This is a genomic window from Pseudomonas arcuscaelestis, from assembly GCF_016881005.1.
In the GTDB taxonomy this organism is placed as follows: domain Bacteria; phylum Pseudomonadota; class Gammaproteobacteria; order Pseudomonadales; family Pseudomonadaceae; genus Aquipseudomonas; species Aquipseudomonas arcuscaelestis.
The window spans coordinates 190,312-205,596 of the sequence record NZ_JACOPV010000001.1; the positions used below are offsets into that span (position 1 = coordinate 190,312).

20 protein-coding genes are annotated in these 15,285 nt (G+C 57.3%); 13 read left to right on the top strand and 7 right to left on the bottom strand.

Annotated features, from left to right (window positions below; all coding sequences use genetic code 11):
• Window position 1: 1 nt before the first annotated feature.
• The 3 genes from rnk to cyaY form a co-directional block, all read right to left on the bottom strand.
• Window positions 2–421, bottom strand: coding sequence for a nucleoside diphosphate kinase regulator (gene rnk, locus H8F21_RS00830; RefSeq protein ID WP_136478695.1), 420 nt, complete (start codon window positions 419–421; stop codon window positions 2–4).
• A 133-nt stretch (window positions 422–554) separates the two neighbouring features.
• Window positions 555–776: a DUF1289 domain-containing protein gene (locus H8F21_RS00835; RefSeq protein WP_203478991.1), complete on the bottom strand. Its 222-nt coding sequence runs from the start codon at window positions 774–776 to the stop codon at window positions 555–557.
• A gap of 1 nt (window position 777) precedes the next feature.
• Window positions 778–1,110, bottom strand: coding sequence for an iron donor protein CyaY (gene cyaY, locus H8F21_RS00840; RefSeq protein ID WP_100781851.1), 333 nt, complete (start codon window positions 1,108–1,110; stop codon window positions 778–780).
• Between the two features lie 190 nt (window positions 1,111–1,300).
• Here cyaY and lptM point away from each other — a divergent pair, with 190 nt between their 5' ends.
• Genes lptM through H8F21_RS00870 form a run of 6 tightly spaced genes read left to right on the top strand, consistent with a single transcriptional unit; the run spans window position 1,301 to window position 5,872 of the window.
• Window positions 1,301–1,438, top strand: coding sequence for an LPS translocon maturation chaperone LptM (gene lptM, locus H8F21_RS00845; protein ID WP_128321863.1), 138 nt, complete (start codon window positions 1,301–1,303; stop codon window positions 1,436–1,438).
• Between the two features lie 9 nt (window positions 1,439–1,447).
• Window positions 1,448–2,695 carry a diaminopimelate decarboxylase gene (gene lysA, locus H8F21_RS00850; RefSeq protein WP_203478990.1) on the top strand — a complete coding sequence of 416 codons (1,248 nt, stop codon included), beginning with the start codon at window positions 1,448–1,450 and terminating at the stop codon, window positions 2,693–2,695.
• A 4-nt stretch (window positions 2,696–2,699) separates the two neighbouring features.
• Window positions 2,700–3,530, top strand: a complete 831-nt coding sequence (dapF, locus tag H8F21_RS00855; protein WP_203478989.1) for a diaminopimelate epimerase — start codon at window positions 2,700–2,702, stop codon at window positions 3,528–3,530.
• A gap of 13 nt (window positions 3,531–3,543) precedes the next feature.
• On the top strand, window positions 3,544–4,281 hold the full coding sequence (locus H8F21_RS00860) for a DUF484 family protein (RefSeq protein WP_203478988.1): 738 nt from the start codon (window positions 3,544–3,546) through the stop codon (window positions 4,279–4,281).
• On the top strand, window positions 4,281–5,180 hold the full coding sequence (gene xerC, locus H8F21_RS00865; RefSeq protein WP_203478987.1) for a tyrosine recombinase XerC: 900 nt from the start codon (window positions 4,281–4,283) through the stop codon (window positions 5,178–5,180). Before H8F21_RS00860 ends, xerC begins: the two co-directional genes overlap by 1 nt.
• Window positions 5,177–5,872, top strand: coding sequence for an HAD family hydrolase (locus H8F21_RS00870; RefSeq protein WP_203478986.1), 696 nt, complete (start codon window positions 5,177–5,179; stop codon window positions 5,870–5,872). Before xerC ends, H8F21_RS00870 begins: the two co-directional genes overlap by 4 nt.
• Before the next feature lie 61 nt (window positions 5,873–5,933).
• On the opposite strand, the gene sutA is transcribed toward H8F21_RS00870, so the two are convergent.
• The 3 genes from sutA to glnK form a co-directional block, all read right to left on the bottom strand.
• Complete coding sequence (sutA, locus tag H8F21_RS00875) at window positions 5,934–6,260, bottom strand: transcriptional regulator SutA (RefSeq protein ID WP_203478985.1); 327 nt, start codon at window positions 6,258–6,260, stop codon at window positions 5,934–5,936.
• Between the two features lie 472 nt (window positions 6,261–6,732).
• Window positions 6,733–8,055 (bottom strand): ammonium transporter, encoded by a 1,323-nt coding sequence (locus tag H8F21_RS00880; protein WP_203478984.1) that lies wholly within the window; start codon window positions 8,053–8,055, stop codon window positions 6,733–6,735.
• 42 nt (window positions 8,056–8,097) lie between these two features.
• Entirely contained in the window at window positions 8,098–8,436 is a 339-nt protein-coding gene (gene glnK, locus H8F21_RS00885; protein ID WP_002555808.1) for a P-II family nitrogen regulator, read from the bottom strand.
• A 372-nt stretch (window positions 8,437–8,808) separates the two neighbouring features.
• On the opposite strand from glnK, the gene H8F21_RS00890 reads away from it, so the two are divergent.
• Window positions 8,809–9,072: an accessory factor UbiK family protein gene (locus H8F21_RS00890; RefSeq protein WP_136478705.1), complete on the top strand. Its 264-nt coding sequence runs from the start codon at window positions 8,809–8,811 to the stop codon at window positions 9,070–9,072.
• 40 nt (window positions 9,073–9,112) lie between these two features.
• Here the strand turns inward: H8F21_RS00890 and H8F21_RS00895 are convergent, their stop codons facing one another.
• Window positions 9,113–9,415: a DUF6124 family protein gene (locus tag H8F21_RS00895; RefSeq protein ID WP_203478983.1), complete on the bottom strand. Its 303-nt coding sequence runs from the start codon at window positions 9,413–9,415 to the stop codon at window positions 9,113–9,115.
• Between the two features lie 593 nt (window positions 9,416–10,008).
• Here H8F21_RS00895 and H8F21_RS00900 point away from each other — a divergent pair.
• The 6 genes from H8F21_RS00900 to H8F21_RS00925 all read left to right on the top strand — a co-directional run bounded on the left by H8F21_RS00900 (window position 10,009) and on the right by H8F21_RS00925 (window position 15,243).
• Window positions 10,009–10,380: a hypothetical protein gene (locus tag H8F21_RS00900; protein WP_203583911.1), complete on the top strand. Its 372-nt coding sequence runs from the start codon at window positions 10,009–10,011 to the stop codon at window positions 10,378–10,380.
• Between the two features lie 598 nt (window positions 10,381–10,978).
• Window positions 10,979–12,475, top strand: a complete 1,497-nt coding sequence (locus H8F21_RS00905) for a YifB family Mg chelatase-like AAA ATPase (RefSeq protein ID WP_203583912.1) — start codon at window positions 10,979–10,981, stop codon at window positions 12,473–12,475.
• Between the two features lie 140 nt (window positions 12,476–12,615).
• On the top strand, window positions 12,616–13,407 hold the full coding sequence (locus H8F21_RS00910; RefSeq protein WP_203583923.1) for a winged helix-turn-helix domain-containing protein: 792 nt from the start codon (window positions 12,616–12,618) through the stop codon (window positions 13,405–13,407).
• A 137-nt stretch (window positions 13,408–13,544) separates the two neighbouring features.
• Window positions 13,545–13,883: a hypothetical protein gene (locus H8F21_RS00915; protein WP_203482553.1), complete on the top strand. Its 339-nt coding sequence runs from the start codon at window positions 13,545–13,547 to the stop codon at window positions 13,881–13,883.
• A 135-nt stretch (window positions 13,884–14,018) separates the two neighbouring features.
• The gene (locus H8F21_RS00920; RefSeq protein ID WP_203482554.1) at window positions 14,019–14,702 is read left to right on the top strand and encodes a DUF3313 family protein; all 684 of its coding nucleotides are present in this window, start codon (window positions 14,019–14,021) and stop codon (window positions 14,700–14,702) included.
• Between the two features lie 40 nt (window positions 14,703–14,742).
• A complete protein-coding gene (locus H8F21_RS00925) occupies window positions 14,743–15,243 on the top strand; it encodes an outer membrane beta-barrel protein (RefSeq protein ID WP_203482555.1) in 501 nt (166 codons plus the stop codon).
• Window positions 15,244–15,285: the final 42 nt, after the last annotated feature.

The window sequence follows — 15,285 nt, forward strand, 5'->3', positions numbered from 1 at the left end:
CTCAGAGATCGAAGTTGCCAGCAGCTTCGGGCTGGTATTCAACTTCCAGCAGCTTCAACTTCAGGGTCTTGCCGCCAGGGGCCGGCCAATCGATCTGCTCACCTACCGACAAGCCCAGCAGCGCGCTGCCAATGGGGGCCAGGATGGAGATCTTGCCTTCATCGGCGTTGGCGTCCTTGGGGTAGACCAGGGTCAGGTGGTAGTCCTTGCCACTGGCTTCTTCGCGGCAATGAACTCGGGAGTTCATGGTCACGACACCGGCCGGAACTTCCTCGTGACCGACCTGTTCGGCGCGGTCCAGCTCGTCCTGCAAGGCGAGCACACCCGGCGTATCCTGCATCTTCTCATCGAGGCTGTCGATCAGACGCTCGAGACGCTGTACGTCCAATCGGGTGACGATAATGGAAGGCTTGGTGCTCATGATCCAGTCAGGCTCCTTTTTTTGAGCGATATAAAGCAAAACCCCGCCCAAGGGCGGGGTTTGCAGGAATTCGGCACTGCCGAAGCAAGTTCGACACTACCACAGCCAAGTAAATACACAATACCTGAAGGGATTACGCCGATCCTGCCTGTTGCCGACGGCTCAGTGCCTCCTGGCAGATTTGCCGACGGCGCTGGTCATCGGCAGAACGCCACTGGCGAATGTCCTCGACATGTCGGAAACAGCCAATGCAGACCTTGTCCTCATTCAGCCGACAAGTGCTGATGCAAGGCGATGGCACCGCCGGGCTGACATTGCTGTAGAGCGGCTTGACCGGCTTTGACGCGCTGCTCATCTCAGATCTCGTCGAAGTCGAGCTTCTCGCCCACCCGCTCCCAGACGATGCGCTCAAGCATCTCGCCCAGCAACTCTTCGGTTTTTTCGCAGGTCCATTTGCCGTTCTGCTCGTCGTAGTCGAAATGGAAACCGCCGGACTTGTCTGCCAGCCACAGCTGACGCAGTGGCTCCTGGCGACTGAAGATCAACTGACTGCCATTGTCGAACTTGATGGTCAGGACGCCAGCCGAGTTCTCCATGTCCAGATCCAGGTCGGTCTCGTCGAACAGGTCTTCCAGGGCCTGTTGGGTCGCATCGACCAGGTCGTGAAAACGCGCTTCGGTCAAACTCATTGCAAGAACCTCAAAAATGTCTGCACACACGCAAGCCGGGGAAGATACGAGCGCCGCGCGCCGAATGCAAAGGATTACGCCCTGTGCCTGACGCATCAGCCCCCGCCCGACGGCGGGCTGCCTGCATAGGCAAGGCGGCAGGTGCTCGGTATACTCGGGCGCAATACTGCATATTTCAAAGGATTACGCCATGAAGCGCCTGATCTCCTCCCTCGCGGCGCTCGTCGCGATTGCCTGCCTTGTTTCCGCCTGCGGCCAGAAGGGTCCGCTGTACCTGCCAGACGACAGTAAAGACGGTCAAAAGTCGCAATCGCACAAGCATCAGTAAGGGTAACCCATGGACGCTTTCAACTACCGCGACGGTGAACTGTTCGCGGAAGGCGTGGCCCTGTCGGCCATCGCCGAACGTTTCGGCACGCCTACCTACGTCTACTCGCGCGCTCATATCGAGGCCCAGTACCGTAGCTATGCCGACGCCCTGCAGGGTGTTTCGCACCTGGTCTGCTTTGCGGTCAAAGCCAACTCCAATCTCGGCGTGCTGAATCTGCTGGCCCGCCTGGGCGCAGGTTTCGACATCGTATCCGGCGGTGAGCTAGAGCGTGTCCTGGCCGCTGGCGGAAGCGCCGATCGTGTGGTGTTCTCGGGTGTCGGCAAAACCCGCGAAGACATGCGTCGAGCCCTGGAAGTCGGTGTTCACTGCTTCAACGTCGAGTCCACCGACGAGCTGGAACGCCTGCAAGTGGTTGCCGCCGAGATGGGCCTGCGTGCCCCGGTTTCGCTGCGAGTCAACCCGGACGTCGACGCCGGCACCCACCCGTACATCTCCACGGGTCTGAAAGAAAACAAGTTCGGTATCGCCATCGCCGATGCTGAAGAGGTTTACATCCGCGCCGCCCAACTGCCCAACCTGGAAGTGGTCGGTGTCGATTGCCACATCGGTTCACAACTGACCACCCTGGAGCCTTTCCTCGATGCCCTCGACCGCCTGCTGGCGCTGATCGATCGCCTCGGTGACTGCGGCATCCTCCTGCGTCACCTGGACCTGGGTGGCGGCCTCGGCGTGCGTTACCGTGATGAAGAGCCGCCACTGGCTGGCGACTACATCAAGGCCATTCGCGAGCGCGTTGGTGACCGTGACCTGGCACTGGTATTCGAGCCTGGCCGCTACATTGTGGCCAACGCCGGCGTGCTGCTGACCCGCGTCGAATACCTCAAGCACACAGAGCACAAAGACTTCGCCATTGTCGATGCGGCCATGAACGACCTGATCCGCCCGGCCCTCTACCAGGCCTGGATGGACGTTACTGCCGTGCAGCCGCGTGCCGGCGAAGGTCGTAACTACGATGTGGTCGGGCCGATCTGCGAAACCGGTGACTTCCTGGCCAAAGAGCGCACGCTGAATCTGGCCGAAGGTGATTTGCTGGCAGTGCAGTCCGCGGGCGCCTATGGTTTTGTCATGAGCTCGAACTACAACACCCGTGGTCGCTGTGCCGAGATCCTGGTCGATGGTGACCAGGCGTTTGAAGTGCGTCGCCGGGAAACTGTCGCCGAGTTGTTCGCTGGCGAAAGCCTGCTGCCGGAGTAAACCCATGCTGCTGCGTTTTACCAAAATGCATGGGCTGGGCAACGACTTCATGGTCCTCGACCTGGTCAGCCAGCATGCGCACATCTTGCCCAAGCACGCCAAGCAATGGGGTGATCGCCACACCGGTATCGGTTTCGACCAGTTGCTGATTGTCGAAGCGCCGAGCAATCCGGAGGTGGACTTCCGCTACCGGATCTTCAACGCCGACGGTTCTGAAGTAGAGCAATGTGGCAACGGTGCCCGCTGCTTCGCACGCTTCGTGCTGGACAAGCGCCTGACTGCAAAAAAACGCATCCGGGTCGAAACCAAGAGCGGTGTCATCGAGCTGGACGTGCGCAACGACGGGCAGATCAGCGTCGATATGGGCCCACCTCGGCTGGTGCCTGCCGACATTCCGTTCGATGCACCGGACCAGGCGCTGAGCTATCCGCTGGACGTGGCCGGGCAACAGGTTGAATTGGCCGCCGTATCCATGGGCAACCCCCATGCGGTAATCCGCGTCGACGATATCAACAGCGCACCGGTTCATGAACTGGGGCCACAGATCGAGCACCATCCGCGCTTCCCACAACGGGTCAACGTCGGTTTTATCCAGGTCATCGACCGCCACCGCGCACAACTGCGCGTCTGGGAACGCGGCGCAGGGGAAACCCAAGCTTGCGGTACTGGCGCCTGCGCGGCTGCCGTGGCTGCCATCAGCCAGGGCTGGATGGATTCCCCACTACTGATCGACCTTCCCGGTGGGCGCCTGTCCATCGAGTGGGAAGGCCCAGGCAAGCCGGTCATCATGACCGGCCCCGCCGTTCGCGTATTTGAAGGACAGGTTCGTCTATGAGTGAGTGCCAACCATGACCGATCAGCCCCAGGCTCCCGCCGAACAGCCCACCGACCCTAGCGCCGAGGGCTCGACGCCCGCCTTCGGGGCTGATGCCGTGGTTGCCTACTTGCGTGACAACCCGACGTTCTTCGCGGAACACGACGATCTGCTCTGCGAACTGAACATTCCCCACCAGCGCGGCGACAGTGTTTCGCTGGTGGAGCGTCAGCTCAAGCTGCTGCGCGACCGCAATATAGAAATGCGCCACCGCCTTTCTCAGTTGATGGACGTTGCCCGAGACAACGACCGGCTGTTCGACAAGACCCGTCGGCTGATTCTCGATCTACTCGATGCCGACAGCCTGGAAACCGTGGTCATGGCGGTCGAAGACAGCCTGCGCCAGGAATTCAAAGTCCCCTTCGTCAGCCTGATCCTGTTCGGTGAAAGCGCAGCCCCTGTCGGCCGTTGGGTCAACAGTGCCGACGCCCAGCAGGCCATCGGCGGCCTGTTGTGCAGCGGCAAGACCGTCAGTGGCAACTTGCGTGACCATGAGTTGGACTTTCTGTTTGGGGAAGACCAGCGCAAAGAAGTCGGCTCCACGGCGGTCGCTACCCTCAATCATCAAGGCCTGCATGGCGTGCTGGCCATCGCCAGCCGTGATCCGCAGCACTACAAAAGCACGGTGGGCACTCTGTTCCTCAGCTATATCGCCGAGGTGCTTGGCCGTGTTGTCCCACGCTTTACCCAGACCCTACGTCCGGTACGTTGATGGAACGCCAGCTGCAGGCCTTCAGTGCGCACCTGCGCAATGAACGTCAGGTGTCCGAGCACACCCAGCTGGCTTATCGCCGCGACCTGGAAAGTGTTTTGGCATTTTGCAGCAAGTCCGGGATCGACAGCTGGAAAGACCTGCAAATTCAGCACCTGCGCCAACTGATCGCTCGCCAGCATCATCAGGGACAATCCTCTCGCAGTCTGGCTCGCCTGCTCTCGGCAGTGCGCGGTTTTTATCGCTATCTCAATCGCGAAGGCCTGTGCAGCCATGACCCGGCCAACGGCTTATCGGCGCCCAAGGGTGAGCGGCGCTTGCCTAAAACGCTCGACGCCGATCGCGCCCTGCAGTTGCTCGAAGGCGCAGTGGAAAACGACTTTCTCGCACGCCGCGATCACGCCATCCTGGAGTTGTTCTACTCCTCGGGCTTGCGTCTGTCGGAACTGACCAGCCTGAACCTTGACCAGTTGGATCTACCTGCCGGCCTGGTACAGGTGCATGGTAAGGGCAGCAAGACTCGCGTGCTGCCCGTCGGCCGCAAGGCGCGTGAGGCGATGGAGCAATGGCTGGCTCTACGCGGCATCAGCAGCCCGCAGGACGGTGCGGTGTTCGTCAGCCAACAAGGGCGTCGACTTGGTCCGCGCGCGATCCAGTTGCGCGTGCAGGCGGCGGGAGCCAGAGAACTGGGCCAGAACCTGCACCCGCACATGCTGCGGCACTCCTTCGCCAGCCACCTGCTGGAATCATCCCAAGACCTGCGCGCGGTACAGGAGATGCTCGGTCACGCCGACATCGCTACCACGCAGATCTACACTCACCTTGATTTCCAGCACTTGGCCGCCGTCTATGACAGCGCTCACCCCCGGGCAAAACGCAGTAAGGACAGCGATTCATGAGCATCGAACTGATCACTTTCGACCTGGATGACACCTTATGGGATACCGCGCCGGTGATCGTCAGCGCCGAAGCTATCCTGCGTGACTGGCTGGCTGCCAATGCGCCAGACCTGGGCACAGTCCCGGTGGAGCATCTATACGCTATCCGCGAGCGCCTGGTGCAGGCTGAACCCGGGCTCAAGCACCGTATCAGCGCCCTGCGCCGGCGCGTACTGTTTCTCGCCCTCGAAGACGTCGGTTACAGCGAGAACAAAGCCCGTGAGCTAGCCAACGAAGGCTTTGAAGTGTTCTTGCACGCCCGCCACCAGATCGACATCTTTCCCGAAGTACAGCCGGTACTGGAAATCCTTCGTCATCGGTACACTCTAGGTGTCGTCACCAACGGCAATGCCGACGTGCGGCGCCTGGGGCTCTCCGACTACTTCAAGTTTGCACTGTGCGCCGAAGACCTGGGGATCGGCAAGCCCGACCCGCAACCTTTCCTTGAAGCCCTGCGCCAGGGCCAGGTCGAAGCTCATGCAGCGGTGCATATCGGCGATCACCCCGGAGATGACATTGCCGGAGCCCAACGCGCAGGCCTGCGAGCAATCTGGTTCAACCCGCAAGGTAAACGCTGGGAGGCCGACAGTCGCCCGGATGCCGAAATCCAGCGTCTGTCGCAACTGCCCGAACTGCTCAACAGCTGGCGGTAACCTTCTCCCGTGGCACAAAAAAGCCCGCAGCGACGGCGGGCTTTCTTGCTGACAGAACAAATCAGATAGGACGGCTACCGTACTTGTTGTCTGGCTTCTTGGGCGGATCGGCGACCACGTTGGCCTCCACTTCCTGCACCTTGCCGCCACGGGAGAGGAAATCTTCCATGGCCTTGGCCAGGGCATCACGCTCCTTTTGCTTGGCTTCCATGCTCGGCATTTCATCTACCGAGACAGCAGCCGACTTGGACTTGCCCTTGGCAGCAGGTGCCGGGCTGTCGTCGCCACCATCGTCAGCCACATCATCGGCTGCCGCTTCGAGGCCTTCATCACCGTCGTCTTCGTCGCCTACTTCGAGGTCGTCATTTTCCAGATCGTCGTCGCTCATGTTCTACCTCATGGCTTGCGAAAAGCATATTAGTTATAGACCAGCAGTGTCGAATCGACAGCCACCAGAAAAAATTCAAAGGGTCGCGGGTTTGCCGCCACCTCGAGTGCGCGCAAAAAAGCTGGCGTGCACCGTGCAGGTCCCGCTCTTGGCAGGGCCTGACAAAATTAAAGAGCTGCCGATAGTGGATCGTCGGCCTACCCTGGCGTGATCAGCCTGCTCATTGGCAAGCCTAGCAAAGGGTAGCGAAGTTTGCGGACTGCTTGTCAGCTCCCTTCGGCGCGCATTCTAGCGTGCTCAGAGAAAAAGCAAAGTGTCTAACTATCACTCTGCTCTGTAAGTTTTCTGCCCGTGTGACGCCAGCCGAAAAAGCAAGCGCAAAAACGCCACGAGAAACCGTTTGCGTTACCGGAAATCGACATCTTGCAGACAAAAAAATGCCCGGCAAGCCGGGCAAGATTTTTCGAGGGCGTTACAGGTTGTAGCCGCGCTCGTTGTGTTGCGCCAGGTCGAGACCGACCGACTCTTCTTCTTCGTTAACCCGCAGTCCCATCACCAAGTCCAATACCTTGAGAATCACGTAGGTAACAATGGCGGTGTAAATCACGGTGAAACCGACGCCTTTGGCTTGAATCCAGACTTGTGCGCCAATGTCTTCAACGGTACCGAAGCCGCCCAGCGCAGGGGCGGCGAACACGCCAGTGAGGATTGCGCCGACGATACCGCCGACACCGTGGACGCCGAAGGCATCCAGAGAATCGTCATAGCCAAGCTTGCGCTTGAGGCTGGTAGCGCAGAAGAAGCAGATGACGCCCGACATCAAGCCGATCACCAAGGCGCCCATCGGGCCCACGGTGCCTGCAGCCGGGGTGATCGCCACCAGACCGGCGACCACACCGGATGCGATGCCTAAGGCGCTGGGTTTACCGTGGGTGATCCACTCGGCAAACATCCAGCCCAGTGCGGCTGCGGCGGTAGCGACCTGAGTTACCAGCATGGCCATACCCGCGGTACCGTTGGCGGCAGCGGCGGAGCCTGCGTTAAAGCCGAACCAGCCGATCCACAGCATGGCCGCGCCCATCAAGGTGTAACCCAGGTTGTGTGGAGCCATAGGGGTGGTCGGGAAGCCTTTACGCTTGCCCAATACCAGGCAGGCCACAAGACCGGCGATACCTGCGTTGATATGCACCACAGTGCCGCCAGCGAAATCCAGAACGCCCCAATCCCACATCAGGCCACCCGCACCCGCCCAGACCATGTGAGCGATGGGGGCGTAGACCAGGGTGAACCAGACAGCCATGAAAATCAGCATGGCGGAGAATTTCATGCGTTCGGCGAAGGCACCGACGATGAGCGCTGGAGTAATGATGGCGAACGTCATCTGGAAGGTGATGAACACCGCCTCAGGAAACATTGCCGTCAGGCTGTCAGGGGTGACACCGGCCAGGAAGGCCTTGGAGAAACCACCGACAAAGGAATTGAAGTTGACCACGCCTTCTTCCATACCCGTGGTATCGAATGCCAGGCTGTAGCCGAAGACCACCCACAGAATGCTGATCATGCCGGTGATTGCAAAGCACTGCATCATCACCGACAGCACGTTCTTGGAACGCACCATACCGCCGTAAAACAACGCCAGACCAGGGATGGTCATGAACAGCACCAAGGCTGTGGCGGTCAACATCCAGGCGGTGTCGCCGGAGTTGAGTACGGGGGTTGCCTCCTCTGCCAGGGCCAGGCCGGGCATTACGAGGGACAAAAGGGCTCCTAGCCCTGCGAATTGACGCAGAGTCATATTGTTTTCTCCTGGGGCGTTGGGGTTTGGTGAGGCTTTTTTTTAGATCGCGTCGGTATCGGTTTCGCCGGTACGGATGCGGATCGCCTGCTCCAGATTGACCACGAAAATCTTCCCGTCACCGATCTTGCCGGTGTTGGCAGCCTTGGTAATCGCTTCGATGACCCGGTCCAGATCCTTGTCGTCGATAGCGACGTCGATCTTCACCTTGGGCAGGAAATCGACGACATATTCGGCCCCGCGATACAGCTCGGTGTGGCCCTTCTGCCGACCGAAGCCTTTGACTTCAGTGACAGTGATACCCTGCACGCCGATTTCAGACAGCGACTCGCGCACGTCGTCCAACTTGAACGGCTTGATGATGGCAGTGACTAGCTTCATGAAACTCTCTCCCGAATTGGTGGACTTGCCCCAGGAAAACAAACCCGACTCAAGTCTAAGCGCAGCGCCTGGCTTTGTAACGCGTCGTCGACCGAAACAGCTTGATGCTCCACCTGCACCCGCCTACGTCACGTTGACTGCATCAGTGCATGGGTCACTAAGGTCTTAGCAGAAACCTTGCCAAATCCGTTAAGTCCCCCAATAACAAGCACTTGCGCCAAGCGGTAAACATTGGCCAGTCGCCAGCCCCCATTCGCTGCACAATTACAGTGCGCGGCGATTCACCGCGATGCGCAAAAAGCGTGCAGGCCAAGGGGGATAAAATCTGCGTGCTACACTGGCGCCCCACTTGGATACAGCGGATAGCCGAACATGCTCGCGCCCAAAGCCTTTCTCGATGCCCTGAGCGACCAAGCCTCGCGCCTTTTCAGCGGTGACACCTCACAACCTCGGGCTGAACTCGAAAGCCAGTTCAAGGCGTTGCTGCAAAGCGGCTTCAGCAAACTGGAACTGGTCAGCCGGGAAGAATTCGACAGCCAGATGGTGGTATTGGCCCGCACCCGCGCTCGCCTCGAAGCGCTGGAAGCCAAAGTGGCCGAAATGGAAGCACGCCTGAATCCGACTGCTGCCGAATAAGCTGCCTTCTGCAAACACAGAACCTACCGGCAGAAGCGGGCTAGCCCGGTAATCGCTGCAGCTCAATCCCATCGATCAATGAATCGATCAAGGCTTGAGCCAGCTCCAGCGAATGCTGAACAGTCCAGGCATGTTCCCGCCCCAAACCGTCAACACGTTCCACTACCTGCGCAACACTGGCATTAGCGCATCGGAGATAGAGCGACGCATGCACCAGCGCATCCTCGGCGCTGACACCTGCACGAACAATGAACAGCGGCGGATGCTCGGGACAACTGGCGACCGCCCTTTCGACAGTTTCGACGAAGGGCAAATCGGGTGGATCAGGAACAGGCTTTTTCATTGGGCAACTCCCATGCAAATGGAGCGACCACCGTTCGCTGCGAAACGAATAGGGTGGCAGCTGTACGCGGGTTCGCAGACCGGGCATAGGAACCGGCGCACCCTAAAGTGCCCCACGCACAGCCGCCATTAACCTGTGATGCAAGCAGAGAAGCCTGCAACTGGAAAATAGAGCTCTGACTTATGCCTCGGACTGCGACATCCGGTCGTAAAAATATTAACGACCATCGCAGGGTAGGCACGCACCTTGGCAGGCGCAACAGAGTAACGGCGCCCAAAGTATGATTCAGAAGCGTCTGACAGAAAACACCTACGCACCCTTGAAGGGAAAAATTATCGTAAAAATTAGACTTACTTTTAGACGCCATCCTCGCATCCCCTCGAAACTCACACCTGTTCATTGTTGTGAAGACAATACGCAAACTTTCTAGACGTTACATACCAACAGCCACAACACGCTGCACTTGTAGGAAACTTCTGAATTTTGCGGCGCCCGCCGTGAGACGTTGAGCAAAAATTCTCTTTCAGGCACTCTCGTGCGCTGTTCGAAAGCAGCTGAAAACAACTTACAAACAGCAGTAAAAAGGAGAGAAGATGGCCAATGTCAGCTACATGACAATTACTGGTAAAAAACAAGGCCTGATTTCATCTGGTTGCTCCGGCACTTCCAATGACTACAGTGCTCCCAGCGTAGTCGGGCCAACAAGGGAACTTTATCGAAAAATAGTCAACAACTCATCTGATGGGGATATGGCTTATTATTCAGCAGATCTAGTCTTATCGATATTAGGAATGACGAAACAAGTACGAACCGCCGGGTCGGTAGAATTATTCATAAAGGACCCAATTAATTACAGACGCGCATACCAGCAAGCGGGCAAAACCGCTCTAGCCTTCGAAGTATTGGTGGATTACTACTCTGTCAAAACAATAATGCAGATAGAACCACCCGAAAACCCACAATAGAAGCATCACCCTCCTTAAATTATACCGCGCAGCCTTTTCCTGTAAAAAATAAATCCAATAAAAACAATAAGTATATATAGTGCCAGATATAGAACATGCAATTGCCTACCCTCAAGTTGGTAGGCGACTCTTATAGGCCAAGCAACCAGCCCTGTGTACAAAATTGAAGGTCCTAAAACAGCACATGACAAGGCAATATAATAGCGAACATCATTCAAACTCATAATCATCCAGCCATTCAATACACCAACCAAAGAAACTATAGACTACTACATAATAAGGATTACAAACACCCTTTAGCTCGTTTCAGGAGGCATCAGGCATTACAAGTATTTACGCAAAATACAGCATCGACGCAGGTTGTGCGCGTAGTATGTGATCATAAATAAATCAGCCCATCGAAATTTAGCAAAAATTGTGTACTTCACAATTCAAACTCTATCTCGACATGTTTGAAAATGTAGCCAGTCTTGTCACAGATCCGGTCAGGGCTCAGTCCTGGAAAAAATCAGACTCACTATTCCTTATCTCCCCCCTCATCCCTCCACTATCCTTACAAAGCCGCAGGACGCGGCCCCGCATTGATCATGGAGTGTTCATGTCCCTCGCCCTTGTCTACAGTCGCGCCCAAGTGGGTGTGTCTGCCCCTGCTGTCAGTGTCGAAGCCCATCTTGCCAACGGTTTGCCCGCGCTGACCCTGGTCGGTTTGCCGGAAGCCACGGTGAAGGAAAGCAAGGACCGCGTGCGCAGCGCGATTCTTAATTCAGGGCTGGAATTTCCCGCCCGCCGCATCACGCTCAATCTCGCGCCAGCAGATCTGCCAAAGGACGGCGGGCGTTTTGATCTGGCTATCGCTTTGGGCATTCTGGCAGCCAACGGGCAGTTTCCAGGCACTGCCCTGGAAGATCTGGAGTGCCTCGGAGAGCTTGCGCTATCGGGCGCCATACGACCAGTGCAAGGCGTTCTTCCAGCGGCTTTAGCCGCTCGGGAAGCCGGGCGGGCGCTGGTAGTGCCACAGGAGAATGCCGAAGAAGCCTGTCTGGCATCGGGACTGGTAGTGTTTGCTGTCGGCCACCTGCTGGAGCTGGTGGCTCACCTCAATGGCCACACGCCTCTTGCCCCTTATGCTGCCAATGGCTTGCTGCTGCAAGTGCGCCCCTACCCTGATCTCGATGAGGTTCAGGGCCAGCAAGCCGCAAAACGTGCCCTGTTGGTGGCCGCTGCGGGCGCTCACAACTTACTTTTCAGCGGTCCCCCCGGCACCGGGAAAACCCTGCTCGCCAGCCGCTTGCCTGGTCTGTTGCCGCCGCTGGATGAACGTGAGGCACTGGAGGTGGCAGCGATTCAATCGGTAGCCAGCCATGTGCCGCTCAGTAGTTGGCCGCAACGTCCCTTCCGACATCCTCATCATTCGGCGTCCGGGGCTGCGTTGGTGGGTGGCGGCAGCCGTCCACAACCGGGGGAAATCACACTTGCTCACCACGGTGTACTGTTTCTTGATGAGCTGCCCGAGTTTGAACGTAGGGTGCTTGAAGTGCTGCGTGAACCGCTGGAGTCCGGCGAGATTGTTATCGCCCGCGCCAAAGACAAGATCCGTTTCCCGGCACGCTTCCAATTAGTGGCAGCAATGAATCCCTGCCCCTGTGGATATCTCGGCGACCCCACCGGGCGCTGTCGCTGCAGCAGTGATCAGATTCAGCGGTACCGCAACAAGCTTTCCGGCCCCCTGCTCGACCGCATAGACTTGCACCTGACCGTCGCCCGCGAAGCTACCGCGCTGTCCCCGGTTGCCAACAACGGCGAGAGCAGTGCCCGTATTGCGGCGCTGGTAGCAGCTGCGCGCGAGCTTCAGCAGCGGCGCCAGGGTTGCGCCAACGCTTTTCTCGACCTGCCAGGCTTGCGCAAGCACTGCGAGTTATCCACAGCCGACCAGCATTGGTTGGAAAGCGCCTGCGAGCGACTGACGTTATCATTGCGAGCAGCGCATCGGCTGCTGAAGGTAGCTCGCACGCTGGCCGATCTGGAGCAAGCGGGGCGCATTGATAGAAATCATCTTGCCGAAGCCTTGCAATACCGACCGACTACAGCAGCCTGAGCAATTATTTCAAACTTGAAATATATATAGCGCTCTATTTTATTTATGCACTAAGACAATAGCAAGCACTAACCGTCGACTTGCCACACCGATGCGCAGGCCTATAATAGCTACACATTTCACGGCACGCGTAATGCTTGATGATCTACCATTTTCGACTGAAAAACAGCGTTCTTGTGGAGTTTAATTCCGAACACTGCAAGATAATTATCGAGAAATCACCCGGCACCACCGAGGAAGTAGCACTGGCGCGAGCCGATTCGCGCATACTCGAACTTTTGCTGATGAGCCCTGGTACAACCTGCTCACGCGAAGCCATTCAAGAGTTCGCCTGGGATGATCGTGTCGTCTCCACCGGCAGTCTCAACCAGTCAATCTTCATGCTCAGGAATATTCTCGGCGACAGCAAGGATCACGAGATCCTGATCACCGTGCCGCGCAGAGGCTATCGCTTCAACAGCGACTACCTGATCAACGAACCCGGGGCATCCGCAGCGCCTGAGCAAGAAGACCTGGAACAAGGCCCTCCAAGCACCGACCCTGCGCTGCCAGCACCCAGTGGCACGCCAGGAATTGGCAGAGTACTCCAACTGGGTTACCTGGCTGCAGCAGTACTGGCAGTGTTTGCTGTATGGCGGATATATGCCTGGTATCAACCGGTTAACGAACTGCAAGTGGTCGTTATAAAGCAGGGCGAACTTTCAATTTCGGCGGTCGGTAAAAACAAGCATGAAGTCGACAAACTCAGCGCTGAAATTGCAGGACTTAATTTGTCAACGCCAGAAATGAAAGGTCAAGTGTTTATCAGTCGTACCGGCCCACGCTTTAATATATCGTGTATTAGAACCACAGGACTTACTTACAATGCAGAGTTCCAGTTGCATGACGAGTCCCTCGCCCGCATGTTAAAAAAATGTGTGGCCGCTGAATGATGAAAAATATTCGAACTGCATGGTTCCACTGGCTTGTCATCACAATGGTTGTGTCGGCGAGCCTGACGGCACTCTTCATTGAGCTTCCCCGCCCATTCAAGAACAGCCAGCCTTATCGAACCGAAGGGCATAACTTCATGGCTCAGGATGTTCTGGACTCCAAGGAGGGGTTGACCATAAGCGAACCGAGCGCCGTTATCAGCGTGCTTGAACGATTAGGCGACAAGGAACGACACGTAGCCGTCGGCACGTCGTTTGTCGATGTCTCTCGCTGGCGATTGAAGATCAAGGTTGAAGACCTGCAGGCCAGCAGCCATGAAGAGCTGTTCGACGTTCGCCACAATTCGGAGCTGCTGTTTGCTCGCCAATACTTCAGGCTAGGCTCGATTCTCAACCTGGCGGTCATACCTTCAAGTGGCGATACGCTTTGCTACTACATGCTTGAGCTTGACCGCATGAGGTGCATGAACGACTGACCGCGAGGACCGCCGCGCCCTTATAGGGCGCGCCTTACAAGCCATAAATAACGATTTTTGATTCCTGCTTTTTCCACTCCAGCTTCAGAGTGCGATGCGCCAGTCACATCAGGGTGGCGCCAACAGGAATCCTCCATGCCGTTCAGAACGTTAATCCTGCTTTTGCTCTCGATGAGCCTATTGGGTTGCTCGATGGCCCCCACCATCGACGCCGCTATAACGCCCGAGCAACAAGCAAGTACTACCCTCAATGTTATCGAACACGATGACAGTAGCCTTGCCTGGAAGAAATCCTCCGCGCCGTTGTCGAGGGATTATGACAAGACGATATTCATCAACTTGCCAAAAACCATTTCCTTCGACACTAGCGATCCCAGACTTGCCAACTTTGATGGCGACGCAAACAAGCTTCGCTCGCACTTTCGCGCGCAACTGGAAAAGCAACTGACTGCTGCGGGTTATCACGTAGTAGACAAGCCAACCCATGGCGCACTGGCGCTAAACGTTTCAATTGCCGATATCGAGCGCGCTCCGCGTGATCCGAATGTCACTGAATACATTCCCATCGGCATGTTGGTGGGTCTCTCCCTGCACGTCACGGGTGTGCGTGACGAGACGCTTTACCTGTTCTTCCAGAGCGAGGTCAGCGACAGCCTGAGCGGTGTAACCCTCGGCCGCGCCGTAGACCGGGCCAGCGGTCGCAACATCGAGCAAGACAAAGGGCCTGTGGTCGAAGACATCTACCCCGCCATGGATACCGCTGCGCGATTGATTCGCGAACGGCTGGACAGAGAGTTCCAACCCAAGGGCTCGGCTTGATCGAGCCCCACCCCACTAACCAACCCACATTGGACGAACAATGAAATTCGCAAAACAGTTTGTAGCCGCTTTGGTCGTATTCAGCTCTGTCGGCGCCATGGCCGATGACCGCGGCCTTTATCTGGGCGGCGGCCTCACCAAGGTTGAAACCGACGAGCATCAATTGAGCGATGACGACAACGCCTACAAAGCTTTCGTCGGCTACCGGCTGAACCCCTACCTGGCGCTCGAAGGTGCCTGGGTAGACCTGGGCAAATTCGATGGCGAATACGCGGACTTCGAAGGCCACTCGCTGCAAGCCACCGCGCACCTTGGCTTTCCGATCGGTCAACGCATACGCCTGTTCGCCAGCGCCGGCGTCCACGCCTGGGATGCGGACAAAGACGTTGCCGGTGACAGCAGTGACCTGGATATGACCTACGGCCTTGGGGTCGAGGTCGATGTGTTGCGCAACATTGGCGTTCGCCTGGAGCAAGAAGTGCTCGAGGTGGGTGATATCGACCTGGACCAGACCAGCGCCAGTGTCTACTTCATGTTCTAGGTACCCACCGGTAGTAATTGCCGCAAACCTGCTCTTTACTAG